This window comes from Bacteroides oleiciplenus YIT 12058 (assembly GCF_000315485.1).
GTDB classification, from domain to species: Bacteria; Bacteroidota; Bacteroidia; order Bacteroidales; family Bacteroidaceae; genus Bacteroides; species Bacteroides oleiciplenus.
Window position 1 is genome coordinate 215,235 of record NZ_JH992946.1, and the last position, 17,017, is coordinate 232,251.

Genomic DNA, 17,017 nt, shown 5'->3' on the forward strand with positions numbered 1-17,017 from the left:
CCAGCGGTTAATCACTAATCACTAACCATTAATCACTAATTACCTTTTCTCGCTTTGAAAGCAAGCGCATACATCCGCATCTGCTTCACCATAGACAGCAAACCATTACTACGGGTAGGCGAAAGATGTTCTTTCAACCCTATCTTATCGATGAAATAAAGATCAGCATTCAGAATTTCGTCTGGTGTATGCCCGGAAAGAACTTTCATCAGCAACGAAATGATACCTTTTACAATTAAAGCGTCGCTTTCAGCTTTGAAGATAATTTTTCCATCCTCTTCGTCAGCTTGCAGCCATACGCGGCTTTGGCAACCTTCTATCAGATTCTGTTCCGTTTTATATTTTTCGTCGAGCGGTTCCTGCTCGTTTCCTAAATCTATGAGGAGCTGATAGCGGTCCATCCAGTCGTCAAAGTCGCTGAATTCCGCAATCACTTCGTCTTGTGCTTCGTTGATACTCATACTTCTTGATTTATGATTTTTGATTTATGAATTATTTCTCGCTGTAAATCACTTGCATTACCGTCTGTCCTACTGCTTGCAATGTAGCCTTATCAATGGCATCCATATCATCTTTCACAGTATGCCAGTGCTCAAAGAAATCACCTTCTGGATAATAAGGAACGATATCAATGGTTGGAATTTTGGCGTACTTGTTGATGAACGTATGGTCATCGGTCACGAAACCGCCTTTTTTCTGTACAAAATGGCGTCCAAAACCTAAAGCATTGGCTGTTTTCCAGACTTTCTCATTGACATTGGGAGCTACTTCATGAGACAAACCTTCATAACGGAATTCTGCATTCTTGCCCCCTACCATGTCCAGCAGTATACCAAAGCGTGCATTATATCCCTGCACATGCGGGTTACGTGCCCAATACTGTGAACCGAGTCCCCAGTATTCCTCTTTATGCGGGCCGTTGTAAGCCTGATGCGTTCCATAATCTTCGGCATCTACAAAAACAATATCGATACCCATTTCCGGCAACTGTTTCTGCAAATGACGTGCTATTTCCAATAATACTCCTACACCGCTGGCACCGTCATTGGCACCTAAAATAGGAGTATAATGCTTTTTAGCGTCCGGGTCAGCATCTGCCCACGGACGGCTGTCCCAATGCGAAAAAAGGACGATACGTTTTTTCGTATCCGGTTTGTAGGAGCCGATAATATTCCGGGCTTTTAGTAATGTACCGGTATAGGCAGGTAAGTCTACATATTGGTTAGTAACCTTTGCACCAAATTCAGTCAGTTTATTTGCCAGATAATTGCCACAATCCACATGTGCTTTCGTATTGGGAACGCGTGGACCGAAGTCAACCTGTGCTTTCACATACTGGTAAGCACTGTCTGCATTGAACTGTGGAACATTGACGGCGTTTTTAGTTGTTGCTTCAGTGTCGTCGCTTGCCTTCTTGGTATTGTTGCTGCATGCTATGAATGCAAGCAATACCAGGCATAAAGGGATGAGAGTATAATTCCGTTTCATTCTTTATCTAAATTAAAACTTAGTTTCACTTCTTTTTTTCCGGTTTCCAGGGTTACTGCCGCCCCGTTTATCATGGGCAGATTCATCGTAACGTGCCCCACCGGGAAGTTAAAGCAGACAGGATAATCGTATTCTTTCACCAGGTCGGCAATAGCTCCGTATAACTCTTTGCCCAGAGATTTGGTTTCTTCATATTCTGTGAACTGTCCGATGATGAGACCGGAGAGCTTTTCTAATACACCGCCCAGTTTCAGATTATAAATCATACGCTCCACCGCGTGCGGACGTTCGCCTACATCTTCTATAAAAAGAATTGTTCCTTCTGCGGGAATATCATACGGTGTGCCTCGCAACCCATAAAACACGGATAGATTGCCACCTCGCAGAATGCCGTTGCCAACCCCTTTGTGGTTCAGCTTATGTCCCGGACAGATGTAACTGAAACTGTTCTCTGAAGTTAGTACTGCTTCCGCCGTCTCAGAATTGAAATGTCCGAACAGGATATCCTTAAGTGCCGATGTACAGAAGTCGTCTTCGGCTTCCACCGTCAAGTGGCGGGCCATCGGGGCATGAAGAGAGGCGAAACCACTCTGTTGAAGCACGTTGTGCAATGCGGTGATATCACTGAAACCAATTAACCATTTGGGATGTTCACGAAAACGCGTAAAATCCAGCTTTCCTAATAAGTGTACTGCTCCATATCCGCCACGGCTACACAAAATAACTTTCGCTTTATCATCGTCCAGAGCATCCTGTAAGTCCTCCACACGCTGCCTGATACTGCCTGCATAAGTTCCGTTTGAACTTCCGGCATGTTTCGCCATCACGGCGTCCAGTCCCCAGGACTTTAAACGCTTTTTAGCTCCTTTCAAGAAAGACTTGTCTATTTTACTGGAAGGAGAAAGGATGATGACGCGATCACCTTTTTGTACGTATGGCGGAAAAATAAGGCTGCTCATAATTCTACATGTTGTGTATGGGGACAAAAGTACACAAAATAACTCAATTCTGACATCAGATTAAGCAAAACGCACACAAGAGATGTTAAATAAGAGAGAGCCGGTAAGTCGGAAAAAGTGGTCGGTAATGTCAAATTGATATATGTCGTCTGAAATTTTCGGGCGTATCATGCTGTATTTCTCGACATTTTTTCTGATATTTGCTAAAAATCTAACGTTATGGAACCTATTCGAAGTTTTGATCAACTGACCTCGCACTTGAAATCCTTGAACAAGAGGAAACGTATTGCAGTAGTCTGTGCCAATGATCCCAATACGGAATACGCCATTGCCCGCTCTTTGGAAGAGGGGATTGCCGAATTCTTGATGATTGGCGACTCTGCCATTCTGGAAAAATATCCCACATTGAAGAAATATCCTCAATATGTCAAGACTGTGCATATCGAGGATTCTGATGAGGCGGCGCGCGAAGCTGTCCGCATTGTCCGTGAGGGTGGGGCAGACATTCTGATGAAGGGGATTATCAATACCGATAACCTCTTGCGTGCTATTCTCGACAAGGAAAAAGGTTTGTTGCCCAAAGGCAAAATACTCACCCACCTGGCTGTGATGCAGATTCCTACGTATGATAAGCTGCTGTTCTTCTCGGATGCTGCCGTTATTCCGCGTCCCACTTTGCAGCAACGCATAGAAATGATTTGGTATGCCATACATACCTGTCGCCATTTCGGTATCGAACAACCCCGCATTTCGCTTATCCACTGCACGGAGAAGGTAAGCGCCAAATTCCCTCATTCGTTAGATTATGTCAATATTGTGGAGTTGGCGGAGGCCGGAGAGTTCGGAGATGTGATAATTGACGGTCCGTTGGATGTGAAGACTTCCTGCGAGAAAACAAGTGGTGACATTAAGGGCATTGCATCTCCCATCAATGGAGAAGCGGACGTGCTGATATTCCCTAATATAGAATCGGCCAATGCTTTTTATAAGGCTGTTTCCCTGTTTGCTCATGCTGATATGGCAGGCTTGTTGCAAGGTCCTGTTTGTCCGGTGGTGCTGCCTTCGCGCAGCGATTCCGGTTTGTCTAAGTATTACAGTATTGCTATGGCATGCCTGACATGTAAAGAACAACTTTAATTTCAAAACCCTCCAACTATGAAAATCCTCGCTATCAATCCCGGTTCTACTTCAACGAAGATTGCAGTATACGAAGACACTACTCCGCTTCTGGTGCGTAACATCCGTCATTCGGTAGAGGAGCTTTCGCACTTTCCGCGTGTCATCGATCAGTTTGAGTTTCGCAAGAATCTGGTGATAGAAGCCCTGAAGGAGAATGGCATTCCTTTTGAATTTGATGCCATTGTGGGGCGTGGAGGATTGTTGAAACCCATTCCGGGCGGAGTATACGAGGTGAATGATGCCATGCTGGACGACATTGCTCATGCCATGCGCAGTCATGCCTGTAACTTGGGGTGTCTCATTGCTGCCGAACTGGCGGCATTGCTTCCCGGTTGCCGTGCCTTCATAGCCGATCCCGGTGTAGTGGATGAACTGGATGAGATAGCCCGCATCACAGGTTCGCCCCTGATGCCGCGCATCACCATCTGGCATGCGCTGAACCAGCGAGCCATTGCCCGCCGTTATGCTGCCGAACTGACGGCTGCTTCTCCCGATCATCCGGTTCATTACGAAGACTTGAACTTGATAATCTGTCATTTGGGGGGTGGCATCTCCGTCGGTACCCATAACCACGGGTGTGCCATCGACGTGAACAATGCCCTCGACGGGGAAGGTCCTTTTTCTCCTGAGCGGGCGGGGACGTTGCCTGCCGGTCCGTTGATTGACCTTTGTTATTCCCATCGTTTCAGAAAAGATGAACTGAAGAAACGTATTTCCGGTCATGCCGGTTTGGCGGCACATCTGGGCACTACTGATATACCTGCCATTATCAAATCCATAGAAGCTGGAGATAAGAAAGCGGAACTGGTACTGAATGCTATGATTTATCAGGTTGCCAAAAGTGTGGGTGCCGCTGCTGTTGTGCTTTACGGCAAAGTAGATGCAATTCTGCTGACGGGGGGGATTGCTCATTCCGATTATGTCATTTCCCGTTTGAAGGAACGGGTTTCTTTCCTTGCTCCGGTGCATGTATATCCCGGGGAAGATGAATTGGAGGCACTTGCGGTGAATGTTTTGGGAGCGTTGCGGGGGGAGTTGCCGATACAAGTTTATAAGTAATAACTAAAGGGATATAAGCCCGACGATTGTTGTATTCCATGAAGATTTTGTTTACCCCAAATGGTAACCTCATTTACATGCCGAGGTAAAGGTTGTTACATGCCGAGGTAAAGAGCGTTACAATAGGTGGTAAAGGTCGTTACATACGGTGGTAAATGCTTTTACATTCTGCGGTAAATGGTTGGTAAATGTAATACGCTGATAAAAAAGGAGTAAAGCCCCCCAAATGACTTTACTCCTTCCAATCTTCTTTCCCTCGTAACTAATACGGAGAAAACACCACTAATCAAAATTCTATACCTTGGTTTTATTTTAAAAATTGTTCTTTCCTGTGTCCCACCAAAGACGGGTACCGCCGGTATCTTGACCGCCTAACTTGCTAACCAATGCATCATACAACGGCTTGTTGCTCGTGATATAGTCCTGGTTAAAGAATACACGGCGAATCATGTCATCTGTACTGATGGTGTTACTACTGTTATTTACTACTACTTTGAAGAGTTTCGGATAGCCGGTACGGCGTTGTTCTGCCCAAGCTTCGCAACCTTCGGGATAGATAGCCAGCCACTTTTGGGTGATGATTCTTTCCAGTTTTGTTTCATTATCGGCAGCATTATCCCATTTCGGAGTGATGCTGGTAGTTGCTTTGGCGTCAAAGTTCTTATCGAATGTATCTACATAATCAGCCGGGGTGTTTTCACTTTCCAGATATTCGCTTACACCACTGGCATCCCATTGTGCAAAGGAAGTAGTGACGCCTTGTTTGTAGCAACTCTCCACGTCTTCAGAGGTAAAGCCTCTTAAGGCGGCTTCTGCGCGGAGGAACCATATCTCGGCAGCAGCCATTACTATAATCTTGCTGCTGGTGGTGATGGTGGTTCGTGAGTGGGTGGAGTAGCGGTTGTCTCCTACGCCTGTTCCCTGGCGTACACCTTTAAATTTGCCTTCGATACTGGTCAGTTGTTTCACGCCGGCCACGGTCTGCGTGATGTTGCCATCATTGTCTCTACCATCTTGCGCGGCATTAAAGTAGGACTTCAAACGCGGGTCGTTATATCCTTTCAGGAAAGACTCCAGACTGGCGTTCATAAATACTTCGCCCCAACCGGAAACACCCCCCAGCGGGTTGCGGATTCCATATTGGCCTACTGTTTCGTTAGATGTTTCCAATACACCGCCATTCTGTGCGTCTAATGCGGCCTGAACTTGTTCTTTGGCTAAGGTGGGGTCCACATTGGATACACGCATAGCCAGACGCAAGCGGAGAGAGTTGGCAAACTTCAACCATTGTGCAGGCGTGCGTTTGCCTTCCGGCATCATGAAGTCAGCGCTTTCAAAAGATACGCCGCCTTTATAATCCTTCAGAATATTGATAGCTGTTGCCAAGTCTTCGAAGAAACGTTTGTAAACTTCCTGCTGGGACTGGGGAGTTTGTGCGGCAGTGCCGAAACCGTCATAAAGGATAGGGCCATAATAGTCGCTTACACGATGTAGGAGAGCTACTTTCAACACTTTGGTAAGAGCGTGATACAAGGGCCAGTCTTCGGCTGTATTCAACTCTTCGGAATCAGCGATGGAAGGCATAACGTTACCATAGGAATAGGTCCACATGGCGCTTGTCCAACCATTGTTCAGGCTGTAAGTAGAGTTATTCTGATTGAACGCACCATTCATGTCGTGGAAGAATCCGCCATACATATCGGCTACCAGGTTTTGTATCACTTGATATTGCCAGTCGGTTCCTTCTACACCCGTCTGGTAGATGATACCTTTTTGGATGGTAGAGAAAGGCACCAGGTTGGTCTGGTTGTCATATTTCTGTAAATCGTCTGTATAAGCTCCTTTTGTATCGTTGAATTCTGCAAAATTATCGGTGCAGGATGAAAGACTTAAAAGTCCACCCAAGAGTAGTACGGCTGTATATTTTATCTTATTCATATCGTTCAGGTATTAGAAAGTGAGTTTAATATTGAATCCAATGTTTCTCGTTGAAGGCATACCATAGGTATCCAAACCTTGGTTATCATTACCTACGGACATCGTTGCATCCGGGTCGAACGGGGCATCTTTGTAGATGAAGAACAGATTGCGGGCCACCAGTGAGAGGTCTACACCTTTGATGAATCCTGTTTTTTCGAGCATCTGTTGTGGGAAGGAGTAGCCTAATGACAACTCGCGCAAGCGGATGTTAGTTCCATCGTATCTATAGAATTCCGTGGTACCGTTACCGCGGTCACCTACCATTTGATAGAAACCTTTTACGTTCTTGATTTCCTGTCCTTCCAGCATATAGCGCTTTGCTGCGCGTGCATCACCGGTTACTTTGCTTACACCTGCATAATCCAGACCGGCTTGCGTCAGTGAAATCACGTCTCCGCCCATGCGGGTATCAATCAGGAAGTAAAGTGAGAAACCTTTGTAAGTCAGAGTATTGCTCCAGCCAAGAGTCCAGTCGGGATTGAAGTTACCAATCTTGGCAGCCTTATCAGTGGTTACCTGCGGCAGGCCGGCTTTTTTGTTCTCATTGCCATCTTTATCTGTTGCCGGTTCCAAAAGAATCTTGCCGCTTTCATCACGTACAAATACGTTACCGTAGATGTCGCCCAATGAACCACCTTCTACAACCATCATCTTATAAGGCATACTTACGTTGCCGGAAGCATACTGGAAGCTGGGGGTTCCACCCAAAGATACAATCTCATTCTTATTGGTAGCAAAGTTGAACTGAGTTTTCCAACGGAAATTGTCGTTCATCAGCGGAGTGGCTCCTACGGTGATTTCAATACCGGTGTTGCGAATCTTACCTGCATTAATCCAACGGAAACGGCGCTTTTCGGCAGGAGTGTTCACCCGGATCAACTGGTTTTTGGTATCGGTGCGATAGAACGTGAAGTCAAAATCCAAACGACTGTTGAAGAATCTCCATTCGGTACCAAATTCGATAGAGGTACTGATTTCCGGTTTCAGGTCTTCGGCAAAGTAATAGTCGATGGGATTGACTACGCCACCGGCTGCAATAGTTTGTGCCGGGCTGGTGATGCCGATGGGAAGGTCGTTACCTACTTGTGCCCAAGATGCACGGACTTTACCGAAACTGATCCATGACGGGAGGTTAAGTGTCTGGTTCAAAATCCAAGATACACCTACTGAGGGGTAGAAGAAACCGGAACCTTCGCTTTTCGTGTTGGCCAGTGTAGACGACCAGTCGTTACGGGCGGTCAGGTCTAAATAAAGACTTTCTTTCCAACCGATTTGTGCTGTTGCAAAGAGGGATTGGATGGTGCGTCTTTGGTCGTTCAGTTCGTCGATGAAAGAAGTGCCGGCGCCGCCCAAATTCATATTGGCAACTGTAAATACGTTTGCTTTGTACAAGCCGGATTTTCCGGAATCGAGGCTTAGTGAGTTCACTTTCGTAGTGTTGATGCTGCTACCAAGGGCTGCATTCAGTGACCAGTCGTTCCAGGTTTTGTTGAACATTGCCATTACATCGCCGTACATCATGAATTCCTGACGGTTCAGCTTGATGTAACGTCCGTTTTCATGAGCCACATCGGCTGCTGTGCCGGCGTACATCTTCTGGTCGTAATTATCGTTGATATAATCTACATTGCCGCGTGCCTGGATGGTGAACCAGTCGTTTACCTTCAGGTTGGCGCTCAATGAAGCCATTGTGCGGAAGCGTTTGTCGTTGCTGGTAACTCTGTTGTTTAGCCAATAAGGGTTCTGAGTGAAACCACTGATGTCTGTATACCAGTTCTGTAAGGGCATAGCTCTGTTGTCATCATATTTTTCGAAGCCGTTGTTGTCGCGGTAAACACTCATGTCTTCGCCACGTGGGAAGGAATATAGACCTACCAATGGATTCATATAGTAACCACCGGAAGTAGGGCGGTTCTTTATTTTTTGGGTCATCAGGTTCACGTTGGCATCCAGTGTCAAGCGTTCGTTGAAGAGGGAGGCTGTTTCGCGGAAAGTGATGTTGTGCTTCTGAAGTTTGTTTACATCAACAATGCCACTGGCAGTGGTGTTGGCATAAGAGAAGTAAGTTTGCATCTTCTCTTTTCCTGCTGTGATGGACAAAGAGTTTGTGGCAGTTACTCCGTTCCTGAAATAGTCGCCCACATTGTCATAAGCTTTCATACTTGCGTTTTCATCACCCCAACTGGTTTCGCCACTGGCGCCATATCTGTTTTGGAATTCGGGCAGGCTGATGGCATGGTCAACAGTGAGGTTGGAAGAGAAGGTGATGCGTTGCATGCCGGCTTTTCCTTTCTTGGTAGTGATAAGGATTACGCCATTGGCGGCTTGCGAACCGTAAAGAGCGGCGGCGGAAGCACCTTTCAGGATGCTCATGCTTTCAATGTCGTCCGGGTTGAGGTTGGAGATACCGTCACCGGAGTCGCGGTTACCGGTATCATTATTGCCACCCATGGCGGAAAAGGCTTGTTCTGATGTATTATTCAGCATAGGCACCCCGTCAATGACATATAATGGCTGGTTATTACCGTCGGCATTGGCAGAACGAATACCACGGATAGAAACCTTGGCAGAACCACCTAAACCGGAAGAGTTGCGTGTAATGGATACACCAGCGGTTTTTCCGGCCAATGCATTAATCATATTCGGGTCTTTGGCGCGTGTCAGTTCGTCGCCACCCACTTGCTGGGTAGAGTAAGTCAATGAAGCGGCTTTTTTCTTGATACCCATGGCGGTTACTACTACCGTTTCCAGTGACAGCGCTTCTTCCTGCATCTGCACGTTGATAGTAGTCTGACCATTCAGGGCAACGCTTACTGGCTGGTATCCGATATAGCTGATAACCAGCGTGGCATCAGCAGGTACATTCAGTGTAAATTCACCGTCAATATTGGTGATAACACCGTTTGTAGTACCTTTCTCTACCACATTGGCACCGATAATCGGTTCACCTTGCATGTCGGTCACAATACCTTTCACAGGTTTGTTTTCCTGTTGTACGGCGGTGATGACTTCAGTTGCAGTTTCATTTTGTTTGGTCAGCACGATGTTCTTGCCTTCCATTACATATCTGATGTCCGTACCATTGAATATTTCGTCCAAAACTTCGGACACGGGCTGGTTGTCTGCATCTACATTTACGGTGCGGCGCACGTCCACACTCTTCTTATTGTAGACAAACAAATACTCAGTCTGAGCCTCGATTTTATCGAGGATTTCGCTTACTCGCAACTCAGAGCGGGGGATGCTGATTTTAGCATTCTGAGAGTAGCTACTACTACTGTACGCTTGGAACGTTACAAACAAGAGAAGGAATAGTGTGATCTTCATAGTTCGTAATATTTGCTTAAATACTAAACTTTTTGGGCAAAAAAGCCCATTCAAAGAAATTTTTCTCATATCTTTGTAATGTGTTAAGTTAATAAATTGATTAAGGTCGATTTTTGACTGTTTCGGATCGGAAAGTATGGGGGTACTTTCCGATCTTTTTTGTAGGGGGGATTAGTTGACTGTTTCTTTTATTTCATAATGCTTTTCAGTTTAAGAGGTTAGTACTAAATTTTAAGGTTTTATTTTTGATATCAAATTACTTTTTGTAGATGGTAATGGAGTCTTTTTCTTCGTTGATACTGAACTCAAAAGGATGGTCTTTTGAAATTGTACGCAGAATATGTTCTATCCCATCTTGTTCGCGGAACTTCCCGGTGCAACTGTCATAATTCAGCAACTCGGGATCTGCCACTGTGATTTTCACATTGTAATATTTCTCAAGCTTGTCAAGTATGCCGCTGAAAGGCACATCGTCAAAGCAATATAATCCTTCTTTCCAGCGTAGATACTCATAGGAGGGGAGTATGGTCTTCTTGTACTTCCCGTCGTAGTTTGCAAAGAATTCATCTTTCTGCAAGCGGGTGATTACTTTGTTGTTATTGGCAGGGTAGATGTCTACGATACCTTCTACGAGAGTTGTTTCAAATTCTTTGCTCCCTTTGTAGGCACAGACGTTGAAACAGGTGCCGACTACTCTCACATTATTCATTTCTGTATGTATGTAGAACGGAATATCTTTATTTTTGGCTACTTCAAAGTAAGCTTCGCCATCCAGTTCCACATTTCTTTCATCGCGTCCGAAGTTGGAGGTATAAGTCAATGTGGATTGTGCGTTCAACCATACACGTGTGCCGTCGGCAAGGGTGATTTGTGCGCGCTGTCCGGCAGGGACGGTGACGGTTTGCGGTTGGGCTAATTTGTTATATAAATAATCGTTCGTCATGAAGTAGCCGCATACTCCTATCATGATAACGGCTGCTGCACGCATTCCCCATTTGAGTATCGGAGTCAGGTGTACTGTCTTTTTCTTTGCATCCTGCCGATTGGAGAACAGGGCGACGTCGAACATCATACGTTCTTTCAAGAAAGCCTCCCGATTTTCTTCCGAGGCTTCCACCCAATTGAGGATGCGCTTTTCTTCTTCAATGGTTGCAGCTCCTTTAAAATACTTATATAATAATTCTTGGTTCATACGTACTCAAATTGTTCGTTGGCTAAGAGAGGTTTTTCCTCCCCTTCTGTAATTAATACAGGTGAGCTCGCCACTACCCTAACGGAAAATGAAACTTTTTTTGTTTTTTCTTTGAAAAGGAGAGAAAAGGAGGATTTATTGCGACTTTATCACTCGGATATGCCCTGAATTTTAACTTGGGTTTTGGTCGGAAACTCTTCCGGTTTACATTAAGTTCGTGTTCCCTTCGCTTCTATAGAGGAATAAAAAGAGCGAAGCGGATACGAGGAGGGTACAAAGAGGGTGCGGACCAGATATGAACCGGGTCTTTTTGTTCTATTTTTCGGTTATGGAAGAAATTGTTTTATCTGCAATGTGTCAAGGTACTGCATTAATACAAACATATGTCTTTTATTTATATTTGCAAAGAAAAAAAATAGGTTTTGTCAGAGGAGGATGGAGGCCAGATAATCCTTCAATTCAACGCGCAGGATGCGCAATGCCTTGGTGATATGAAATTCTACAGTTTTGAGGGAGACATTCAGTTGTTCGGCAATTCTCTTGTTCGGCAGGTTGCTGTAGCGGCTGAGCATGAATATCTCCCGGCTTTGTGACGGCATTTTCTCCAATGCTTTGTTCACAATGTGCTGTATCTCTGTGCTGAAAATTTTGTCGGGTTCGCAATCCTTTAAGGTTGCGATACGGAAATTCAGTTCGCGCTGACGGTGTGAATTCAAATCTTCTTCGATGCGCAAGCGTGTCTGCTCACGTTCCAGATAATTAAGGGCTTTGTTTTTGATGATGGTAAGGAGCAAGGGATGCAGGCTTTTATCTTCTTCCCAGCGTTCGCGGCATTCCCACAGAGAAATCATGGATTCCATAAGAATATCCTCCGCTTCCGCCCAACTTCTGATATAGGAATAGGCAAATGCGAGGAACTTTTCCTGATTCTCACGAAAGAAACGAGAAAATAAATCCATAGTATGTAGGTTCTCGGAGGCAAGCATTCTTAAATGTTTTCTCTTTTATTTAAGGTTCGTAGGGTAAAGTAACATAATCTTTTCGGAATACGCAAAATTATGAAAGAGTTTTTCGGATTTAGTCTTATCTTTTTTTACAAAAAGAAAGCCCGGCGGGTTTCCGTCGGGCTTAATATAATAAGGAATAAGGAAAATCTTATTTCTTTTCCGGTCTTTCTTGTCTTTCTGGTCTTGGCAACAATACCTTGCGTGAAAGCTTGAATTTACCGGTCTTCGGATCTACATCGAGCAATTTCACTTCAATTTCGTCACCTTCTTTGATACCGGCTTCTTCTACAGTTTCCAGACGTTTCCAGTCGATTTCAGAAATGTGCAGCAAACCGTCTTTACCCGGCAGGAATTCAACAAAAGCACCGTAAGGCATCACTGAGCGTACTTTGCCTTTGTATACTTCGCCAACTTCCGGTACGGCAACGATACCCTTAATCAAGCGCATAGCGTCGTCAATGCTCTTCTTGTTGGTTCCGGAGATTTCGATTCTTCCGATGTTGTCCACCTCTTCGATAGTGATGGTAGCACCGGTTTCTTCTTGCATACCTTGGATGATCTTTCCGCCGGGGCCGATTACGGCGCCGATAAATTCTTTAGGAATAGTCATCGTTTCGATGCGTGGAGCATGAGGTTTCAGTTCTTCGCGAGGTTCCTGGATGGTTTCCAGAATCTTGCCGAGGATGTGCATGCGTCCTTCTTTGGCCTGGTTCAAAGCGCGTTCCAGGATTTCATATGAAAGGCCGTCTACCTTGATGTCCATCTGGGTAGCAGTGATACCGTTCTTTGTACCTGTTACTTTGAAGTCCATATCGCCCAAGTGGTCTTCGTCACCGAGGATGTCGGACAATACGGCATATTTCTCTTCACCTGCATTCTTGATCAATCCCATAGCGATACCTGATACCGGTTCCTTGATCTTCACACCTGCATCCATCAATGCCAGAGTTCCGGCACAAACGGTAGCCATAGAAGAAGAACCGTTAGATTCGAGAATATCGGATACTACGCGTACTACGTACGGATAGTCAGCAGGAATCTGGCCTTTCAGCGCACGCCATGCCAAGTGACCGTGACCGATTTCACGACGGCCTACACCACGTTGTGCTTTGGCTTCTCCAGTAGAGAACGGAGGGAAGTTATAGTGCAGTAAGAAGCGTACCTTGCCATGTTCCAGTACATCGTCGATAATCTTTTCATCCAATTTGGTACCGAGTGTTACGGTAGACAGAGATTGGGTTTCACCGCGGGTGAAGACAGCAGAACCATGAGGTCCGGGCAGGTAGCTGATTTCACTCCAGATGGGGCGGATTTCGTTAGTCTTACGTCCGTCGAGGCGCTTGCCTTCGTCCAGAATGCTGCGACGCATAGCTTCTTTTTCTACATCGTGATAGTAGCGGTCGATTAAAGCAGCTTTTTCAGCCAATTCTTCTTCGCTGAACTGTGCTTTGAATTCTTCGCGGATAGCATCGAAAGCCTCCATGCGCTGGTGCTTGTTGTTGTTGCCGGAAGCTGCGATGGCATAAGCCTTGTCGTAGCAAGCTTCGCGAACTGCTTTGCGCAATTCTTCGTCGTTTACTTCGTGGCAATATTCGCGTTTTACGGTAGAACCAACTGCTTCAGCCAATTCTTTTTGTGCCTGACACTGCACTTTGATAGCTTCGTGAGCGGCCTTCATGGCGTTCAGCAAGTCCTGTTCGGATACTTCATTCATTTCACCTTCCACCATCATGATGTTTTCATAAGTGGCACCAACCATAAGGTCCATGTCAGCTTTTTCCAGTTGATCGAAAGTCGGGTTGATAACGAATTGTCCGTCGATGCGTGCTACACGTACTTCGGAGATCGGTCCGTTGAAGGGAATATCTGAAACTGCAAGAGCGGCAGAAGCGGCAAGCCCTGCCAATGCGTCCGGCATATCAACGCCATCGGCAGAATAGAGGATGATATTTACATATACCTCTGCGTGGTAATTATCGGGGAATAGGGGGCGGAGAGCACGGTCCACGAGGCGGCAGGTGAGGATTTCGTAGTCCGAAGCACGTCCTTCACGCTTGGTGAAACCGCCGGGGAAACGTCCGAATGCGGAGAATTTCTCTTTGTACTCTACCTGTAACGGCATGAAATCTGTTCCGGGAACTGCGTCCTTAGCGGCACAAACAGTAGCAAGAAGCATGGTGTTACCCATACGAAGCATTACAGAACCGTCTGCCTGTTTTGCCAGCTTTCCCGTTTCGAGTGTGATGGTTCTGCCATCAGGAAGCTCGATCGTCTTAACAATTGGGTTAATCATAAAAAATGTTTTATCTATTTTTTCTTTCAAAATTCGTGCAAAGATACATATTTATTCATGTAATCAAGTGGGAATGAGATGAAAAAGTTCCTAATTGACTATTTTTTTAAATTTCCGGGTGGAAGAAGCTATGAAAATGCTTTGACTAAACTTGAAAAGAACTATATTTGCATGTTCTTTCTAATAGAAATTAAGAAGCTAAATATGAAAAAGATCTGTTTTGTTGCGCTCGCCGCTTTGGCATTGAGCGCATGTAATTCTGAACCGAAATTCAAAGTTGAAGGCGAAGTTTCAGGTGCCGACGGCAAGACGTTGTATCTGGAAGCTGCCGCTTTGGAAGGTGTTGTGCCCTTGGATTCTGTTAAATTGAAGGGTGACGGTTCTTTCAGTTTCAAACAAACACGTCCGGAATCTCCGGAGTTCTACCGCTTGCGCGTGGACGACAAAGTTATCAATTTCTCAGTAGACTCTACGGAAACTGTCGAACTGAAAGCTCCGTATGCTGATTTTGCAACCGCCTATACGGTGGAAGGCTCGGCAAACAGTGCTAAGATCAAGGAACTGACATTGAAGCAGGTGCAATTGCAGAATCGGGTAAATGAACTGATTAAGAAAATGCAGTCTCATCAGATAGGTGCCGATGTTTTTGAAGAAGAACTGGCTGCCTTGATGAAAGACTATAAAGATGATGTGAAAACAAAATATATTTTTGCGGCTCCCAATACTGCTGCCGCTTATTTTGCTCTGTTTCAGAAGTTGAATAATTATCTTATCTTCGACCCCTTGAACAGCAAAGAAGACATCAAATGCTTTGCAGCAGTGGCAACCAGCCTGAATAACTTTTATCCGCATGCGGACCGTTCCAAGAATCTCTATAATATTGTGATTAAAGGAATGAAGAATACCCGTGCACCACAGCAAAAAGTGTTGGAATTGCCGGAAGAGGCTATTTCAGAAACCGGTATCATTGACATCAGCCTTCGCGACATGAAGGGGAATACTCATAAGTTGAGCGAACTGAAAGGTAAAGTCGTATTGCTGGACTTCACCATTTATCAGAGTGCAGCTTCCGCTCCTCATAATTTTTTATTGAACGACCTGTATACTAAATATAAGGATCAGGGCTTGGTGATTTATCAGGTTTCACTGGATGCAGACGAACATTTCTGGAAAACAACGGCTGATAATTTGCCTTGGATTTGCGTGCGGGATGCAAATGGAATTTACTCTAATGTGGCCGCCATGTACAACGTTAAAGAAGTGCCGTCGCTGTTCCTGATTAACCGGAATAGTGAGTTGAGTGCTCGCGGAGAGACTATAAAAGACCTGGATGCTGCGGTGAAAGCACTGTTGTAACTTGTTATAAATTAGAAGTTTTTATTTAAATATGTTACATAGCAGCAATTTTTGCTTGACACGCATTAATTAAAAGGCTATCTTTGCAAAAGAAAAATCGAAGAGGGTTCCAGCATGCTGACCATGTTGGAATTCTTTTTTGTTATATAATACCATTTAGAAACTTAAAAGGAGGAAAAAAAGTATGGCTTATATGTCAGAAGAAGGCTACAAGAAATTGATGGCCGAACTGAAAGAATTGGAGACGGTAGAACGTCCTAAGATTTCGGCTGCAATAGCCGAAGCACGTGATAAAGGTGACTTGTCGGAGAATGCAGAGTATGATGCTGCCAAAGAAGCTCAGGGTATGCTTGAGATGAAAATCAATAAATTGAAAATGGTTATCGGAGATGCCAAGATTATTGATGAGTCCAAGCTGAAAACAGACTCCGTGCAGATATTGAATAAGGTGGAACTGAAGAATGTAAAGAATGGAATGAAGATGACTTATACCATTGTTTCGGAAAGCGAAGCCAACCTGAAAGAAGGTAAAATTTCGGTTAACACCCCGATTGCACAAGGTTTGCTTGGCAAGAAGGTGGGTGATGTAACTGAAATCAAAGTACCACAGGGCATGATTCACCTTGAAGTAATGAACATATCAATTTAATCTTAAGGCAGGTCCGCATGCGGGCTTGCCTTATTTTATATACATAAAAGCTATGGCAACAATATTCAGCAGAATTATCGCAGGTGAAATACCGAGCTATAAGGTGGCAGAGGATGATAAGTTCTTTGCATTTCTGGACATCAATCCGTTGGTGAAAGGTCACACGTTGGTCGTTCCCAAGCAGGAAGTGGATTATATCTTCGACTTGAATGATGAAGATTTGGCGGCAATGCACGTTTTTGCCAAGAAGGTGGCACGCGCCATTGAGAAAGCTTTCCCTTGCAAAAAAGTGGGTGAAGCGGTGATTGGCCTGGAAGTGCCTCATGCGCACATTCATCTTATCCCTATGCAGAAAGAATCGGATATGTTGTTTTCTAATCCGAAGTTGAAACTTTCTGATGAAGAATTCAAGGCGGTTGCCGAAGCGATTCGGGCGGTGCTCTGATAATAATACTCCTTCCTTTTATATAATAAGAACGGGGACTGAATCCACTTCAGTCCCCGTTTCTTTTATCTGTTGTCTGAAAG

At 45.0% G+C, this 17,017-nt stretch carries 13 protein-coding genes; 5 read left to right on the forward strand and 8 right to left on the reverse strand.

The genetic code is table 11. The features are described 5' to 3' along the window. Window positions 1-35: 35 nt before the first annotated feature. Genes HMPREF9447_RS25355 through HMPREF9447_RS25365 form a run of 3 tightly spaced genes read right to left on the reverse strand, consistent with a single transcriptional unit; the run spans window position 36 to window position 2,447 of the window. Window positions 36-461, reverse strand: coding sequence for a SufE family protein (locus tag HMPREF9447_RS25355; protein WP_009132521.1), 426 nt, complete (start codon window positions 459-461; stop codon window positions 36-38). 31 nt (window positions 462-492) lie between these two features. Then, window positions 493-1,488 carry a M28 family peptidase gene (locus HMPREF9447_RS25360; RefSeq protein WP_009132522.1) on the reverse strand — a complete coding sequence of 332 codons (996 nt, stop codon included), beginning with the start codon at window positions 1,486-1,488 and terminating at the stop codon, window positions 493-495. Next, window positions 1,485-2,447: a S66 peptidase family protein gene (locus tag HMPREF9447_RS25365; protein ID WP_009132523.1), complete on the reverse strand. Its 963-nt coding sequence runs from the start codon at window positions 2,445-2,447 to the stop codon at window positions 1,485-1,487. Before HMPREF9447_RS25365 ends, HMPREF9447_RS25360 begins: the two co-directional genes overlap by 4 nt. Window positions 2,448-2,666: 219 nt before the next feature. Here HMPREF9447_RS25365 and HMPREF9447_RS25370 point away from each other — a divergent pair, with 219 nt between their 5' ends. Together HMPREF9447_RS25370 and buk are read left to right on the forward strand one after the other, a co-directional pair. Beyond that, entirely contained in the window at window positions 2,667-3,584 is a 918-nt protein-coding gene (locus tag HMPREF9447_RS25370) for a phosphate acyltransferase (protein WP_009132524.1), read from the forward strand. Window positions 3,585-3,602: 18 nt separating this feature from the next. Next, entirely contained in the window at window positions 3,603-4,685 is a 1,083-nt protein-coding gene (gene buk / locus HMPREF9447_RS25375; RefSeq protein WP_009132525.1) for a butyrate kinase, read from the forward strand. 312 nt (window positions 4,686-4,997) lie between these two features. On the opposite strand, the gene HMPREF9447_RS25380 is transcribed toward buk, so the two are convergent. From HMPREF9447_RS25380 to pnp, 5 genes are all read right to left on the reverse strand, one after another. Beyond that, a complete protein-coding gene (locus HMPREF9447_RS25380) occupies window positions 4,998-6,623 on the reverse strand; it encodes a SusD/RagB family nutrient-binding outer membrane lipoprotein (RefSeq protein WP_009132526.1) in 1,626 nt (541 codons plus the stop codon). Between the two features lie 12 nt (window positions 6,624-6,635). Further along, on the reverse strand, window positions 6,636-10,061 hold the full coding sequence (locus tag HMPREF9447_RS25385; RefSeq protein WP_009132527.1) for a TonB-dependent receptor: 3,426 nt from the start codon (window positions 10,059-10,061) through the stop codon (window positions 6,636-6,638). A gap of 187 nt (window positions 10,062-10,248) precedes the next feature. Next, entirely contained in the window at window positions 10,249-11,184 is a 936-nt protein-coding gene (locus HMPREF9447_RS25390) for a FecR family protein (protein WP_009132528.1), read from the reverse strand. Window positions 11,185-11,609: 425 nt separating this feature from the next. Then, complete coding sequence (locus HMPREF9447_RS25395; RefSeq protein WP_009132529.1) at window positions 11,610-12,170, reverse strand: RNA polymerase sigma-70 factor; 561 nt, start codon at window positions 12,168-12,170, stop codon at window positions 11,610-11,612. A gap of 169 nt (window positions 12,171-12,339) precedes the next feature. Next, the gene (pnp, locus tag HMPREF9447_RS25400) at window positions 12,340-14,484 is read right to left on the reverse strand and encodes a polyribonucleotide nucleotidyltransferase (RefSeq protein WP_009132530.1); all 2,145 of its coding nucleotides are present in this window, start codon (window positions 14,482-14,484) and stop codon (window positions 12,340-12,342) included. Window positions 14,485-14,688: 204 nt separating this feature from the next. Between pnp and HMPREF9447_RS25405 the strand changes: the two genes are divergently transcribed. The 3 genes from HMPREF9447_RS25405 to HMPREF9447_RS25415 all read left to right on the forward strand — a co-directional run bounded on the left by HMPREF9447_RS25405 (window position 14,689) and on the right by HMPREF9447_RS25415 (window position 16,934). Next, window positions 14,689-15,840, forward strand: coding sequence for a TlpA disulfide reductase family protein (locus HMPREF9447_RS25405; protein ID WP_044138735.1), 1,152 nt, complete (start codon window positions 14,689-14,691; stop codon window positions 15,838-15,840). 184 nt (window positions 15,841-16,024) lie between these two features. After that, window positions 16,025-16,489, forward strand: coding sequence for a transcription elongation factor GreA (gene greA / locus HMPREF9447_RS25410; protein WP_044138693.1), 465 nt, complete (start codon window positions 16,025-16,027; stop codon window positions 16,487-16,489). A 52-nt stretch (window positions 16,490-16,541) separates the two neighbouring features. Further along, entirely contained in the window at window positions 16,542-16,934 is a 393-nt protein-coding gene (locus HMPREF9447_RS25415) for an HIT family protein (protein ID WP_009132533.1), read from the forward strand. Window positions 16,935-17,017 lie beyond the last annotated feature (83 nt).

Excerpts from the sequence above, each read along its gene's own strand:
- HMPREF9447_RS25380 (WP_009132526.1), bottom strand. The coding sequence starts at position 6,623 with ATGAATAAGATAAAATATACAGCCGTACTACTCTTGGGTGGACTTTTA.
- greA (WP_044138693.1), top strand. The coding sequence starts at position 16,025 with ATGGCTTATATGTCAGAAGAAGGCTACAAGAAATTGATGGCCGAACTG.
- pnp (WP_009132530.1), bottom strand. The coding sequence starts at position 14,484 with ATGATTAACCCAATTGTTAAGACGATCGAGCTTCCTGATGGCAGAACC.
- HMPREF9447_RS25365 (WP_009132523.1), bottom strand. The coding sequence starts at position 2,447 with ATGAGCAGCCTTATTTTTCCGCCATACGTACAAAAAGGTGATCGCGTC.
- HMPREF9447_RS25405 (WP_044138735.1), top strand. The coding sequence starts at position 14,689 with ATGAAAAAGATCTGTTTTGTTGCGCTCGCCGCTTTGGCATTGAGCGCA.
- HMPREF9447_RS25390 (WP_009132528.1), bottom strand. The coding sequence starts at position 11,184 with ATGAACCAAGAATTATTATATAAGTATTTTAAAGGAGCTGCAACCATT.
- HMPREF9447_RS25385 (WP_009132527.1), bottom strand. The coding sequence starts at position 10,061 with ATGAGAAAAATTTCTTTGAATGGGCTTTTTTGCCCAAAAAGTTTAGTA.
- HMPREF9447_RS25360 (WP_009132522.1), bottom strand. The coding sequence starts at position 1,488 with ATGAAACGGAATTATACTCTCATCCCTTTATGCCTGGTATTGCTTGCA.
- HMPREF9447_RS25370 (WP_009132524.1), top strand. The coding sequence starts at position 2,667 with ATGGAACCTATTCGAAGTTTTGATCAACTGACCTCGCACTTGAAATCC.
- HMPREF9447_RS25415 (WP_009132533.1), top strand. The coding sequence starts at position 16,542 with ATGGCAACAATATTCAGCAGAATTATCGCAGGTGAAATACCGAGCTAT.
- buk (WP_009132525.1), top strand. The coding sequence starts at position 3,603 with ATGAAAATCCTCGCTATCAATCCCGGTTCTACTTCAACGAAGATTGCA.
- HMPREF9447_RS25395 (WP_009132529.1), bottom strand. The coding sequence starts at position 12,170 with ATGCTTGCCTCCGAGAACCTACATACTATGGATTTATTTTCTCGTTTC.
- HMPREF9447_RS25355 (WP_009132521.1), bottom strand. The coding sequence starts at position 461 with ATGAGTATCAACGAAGCACAAGACGAAGTGATTGCGGAATTCAGCGAC.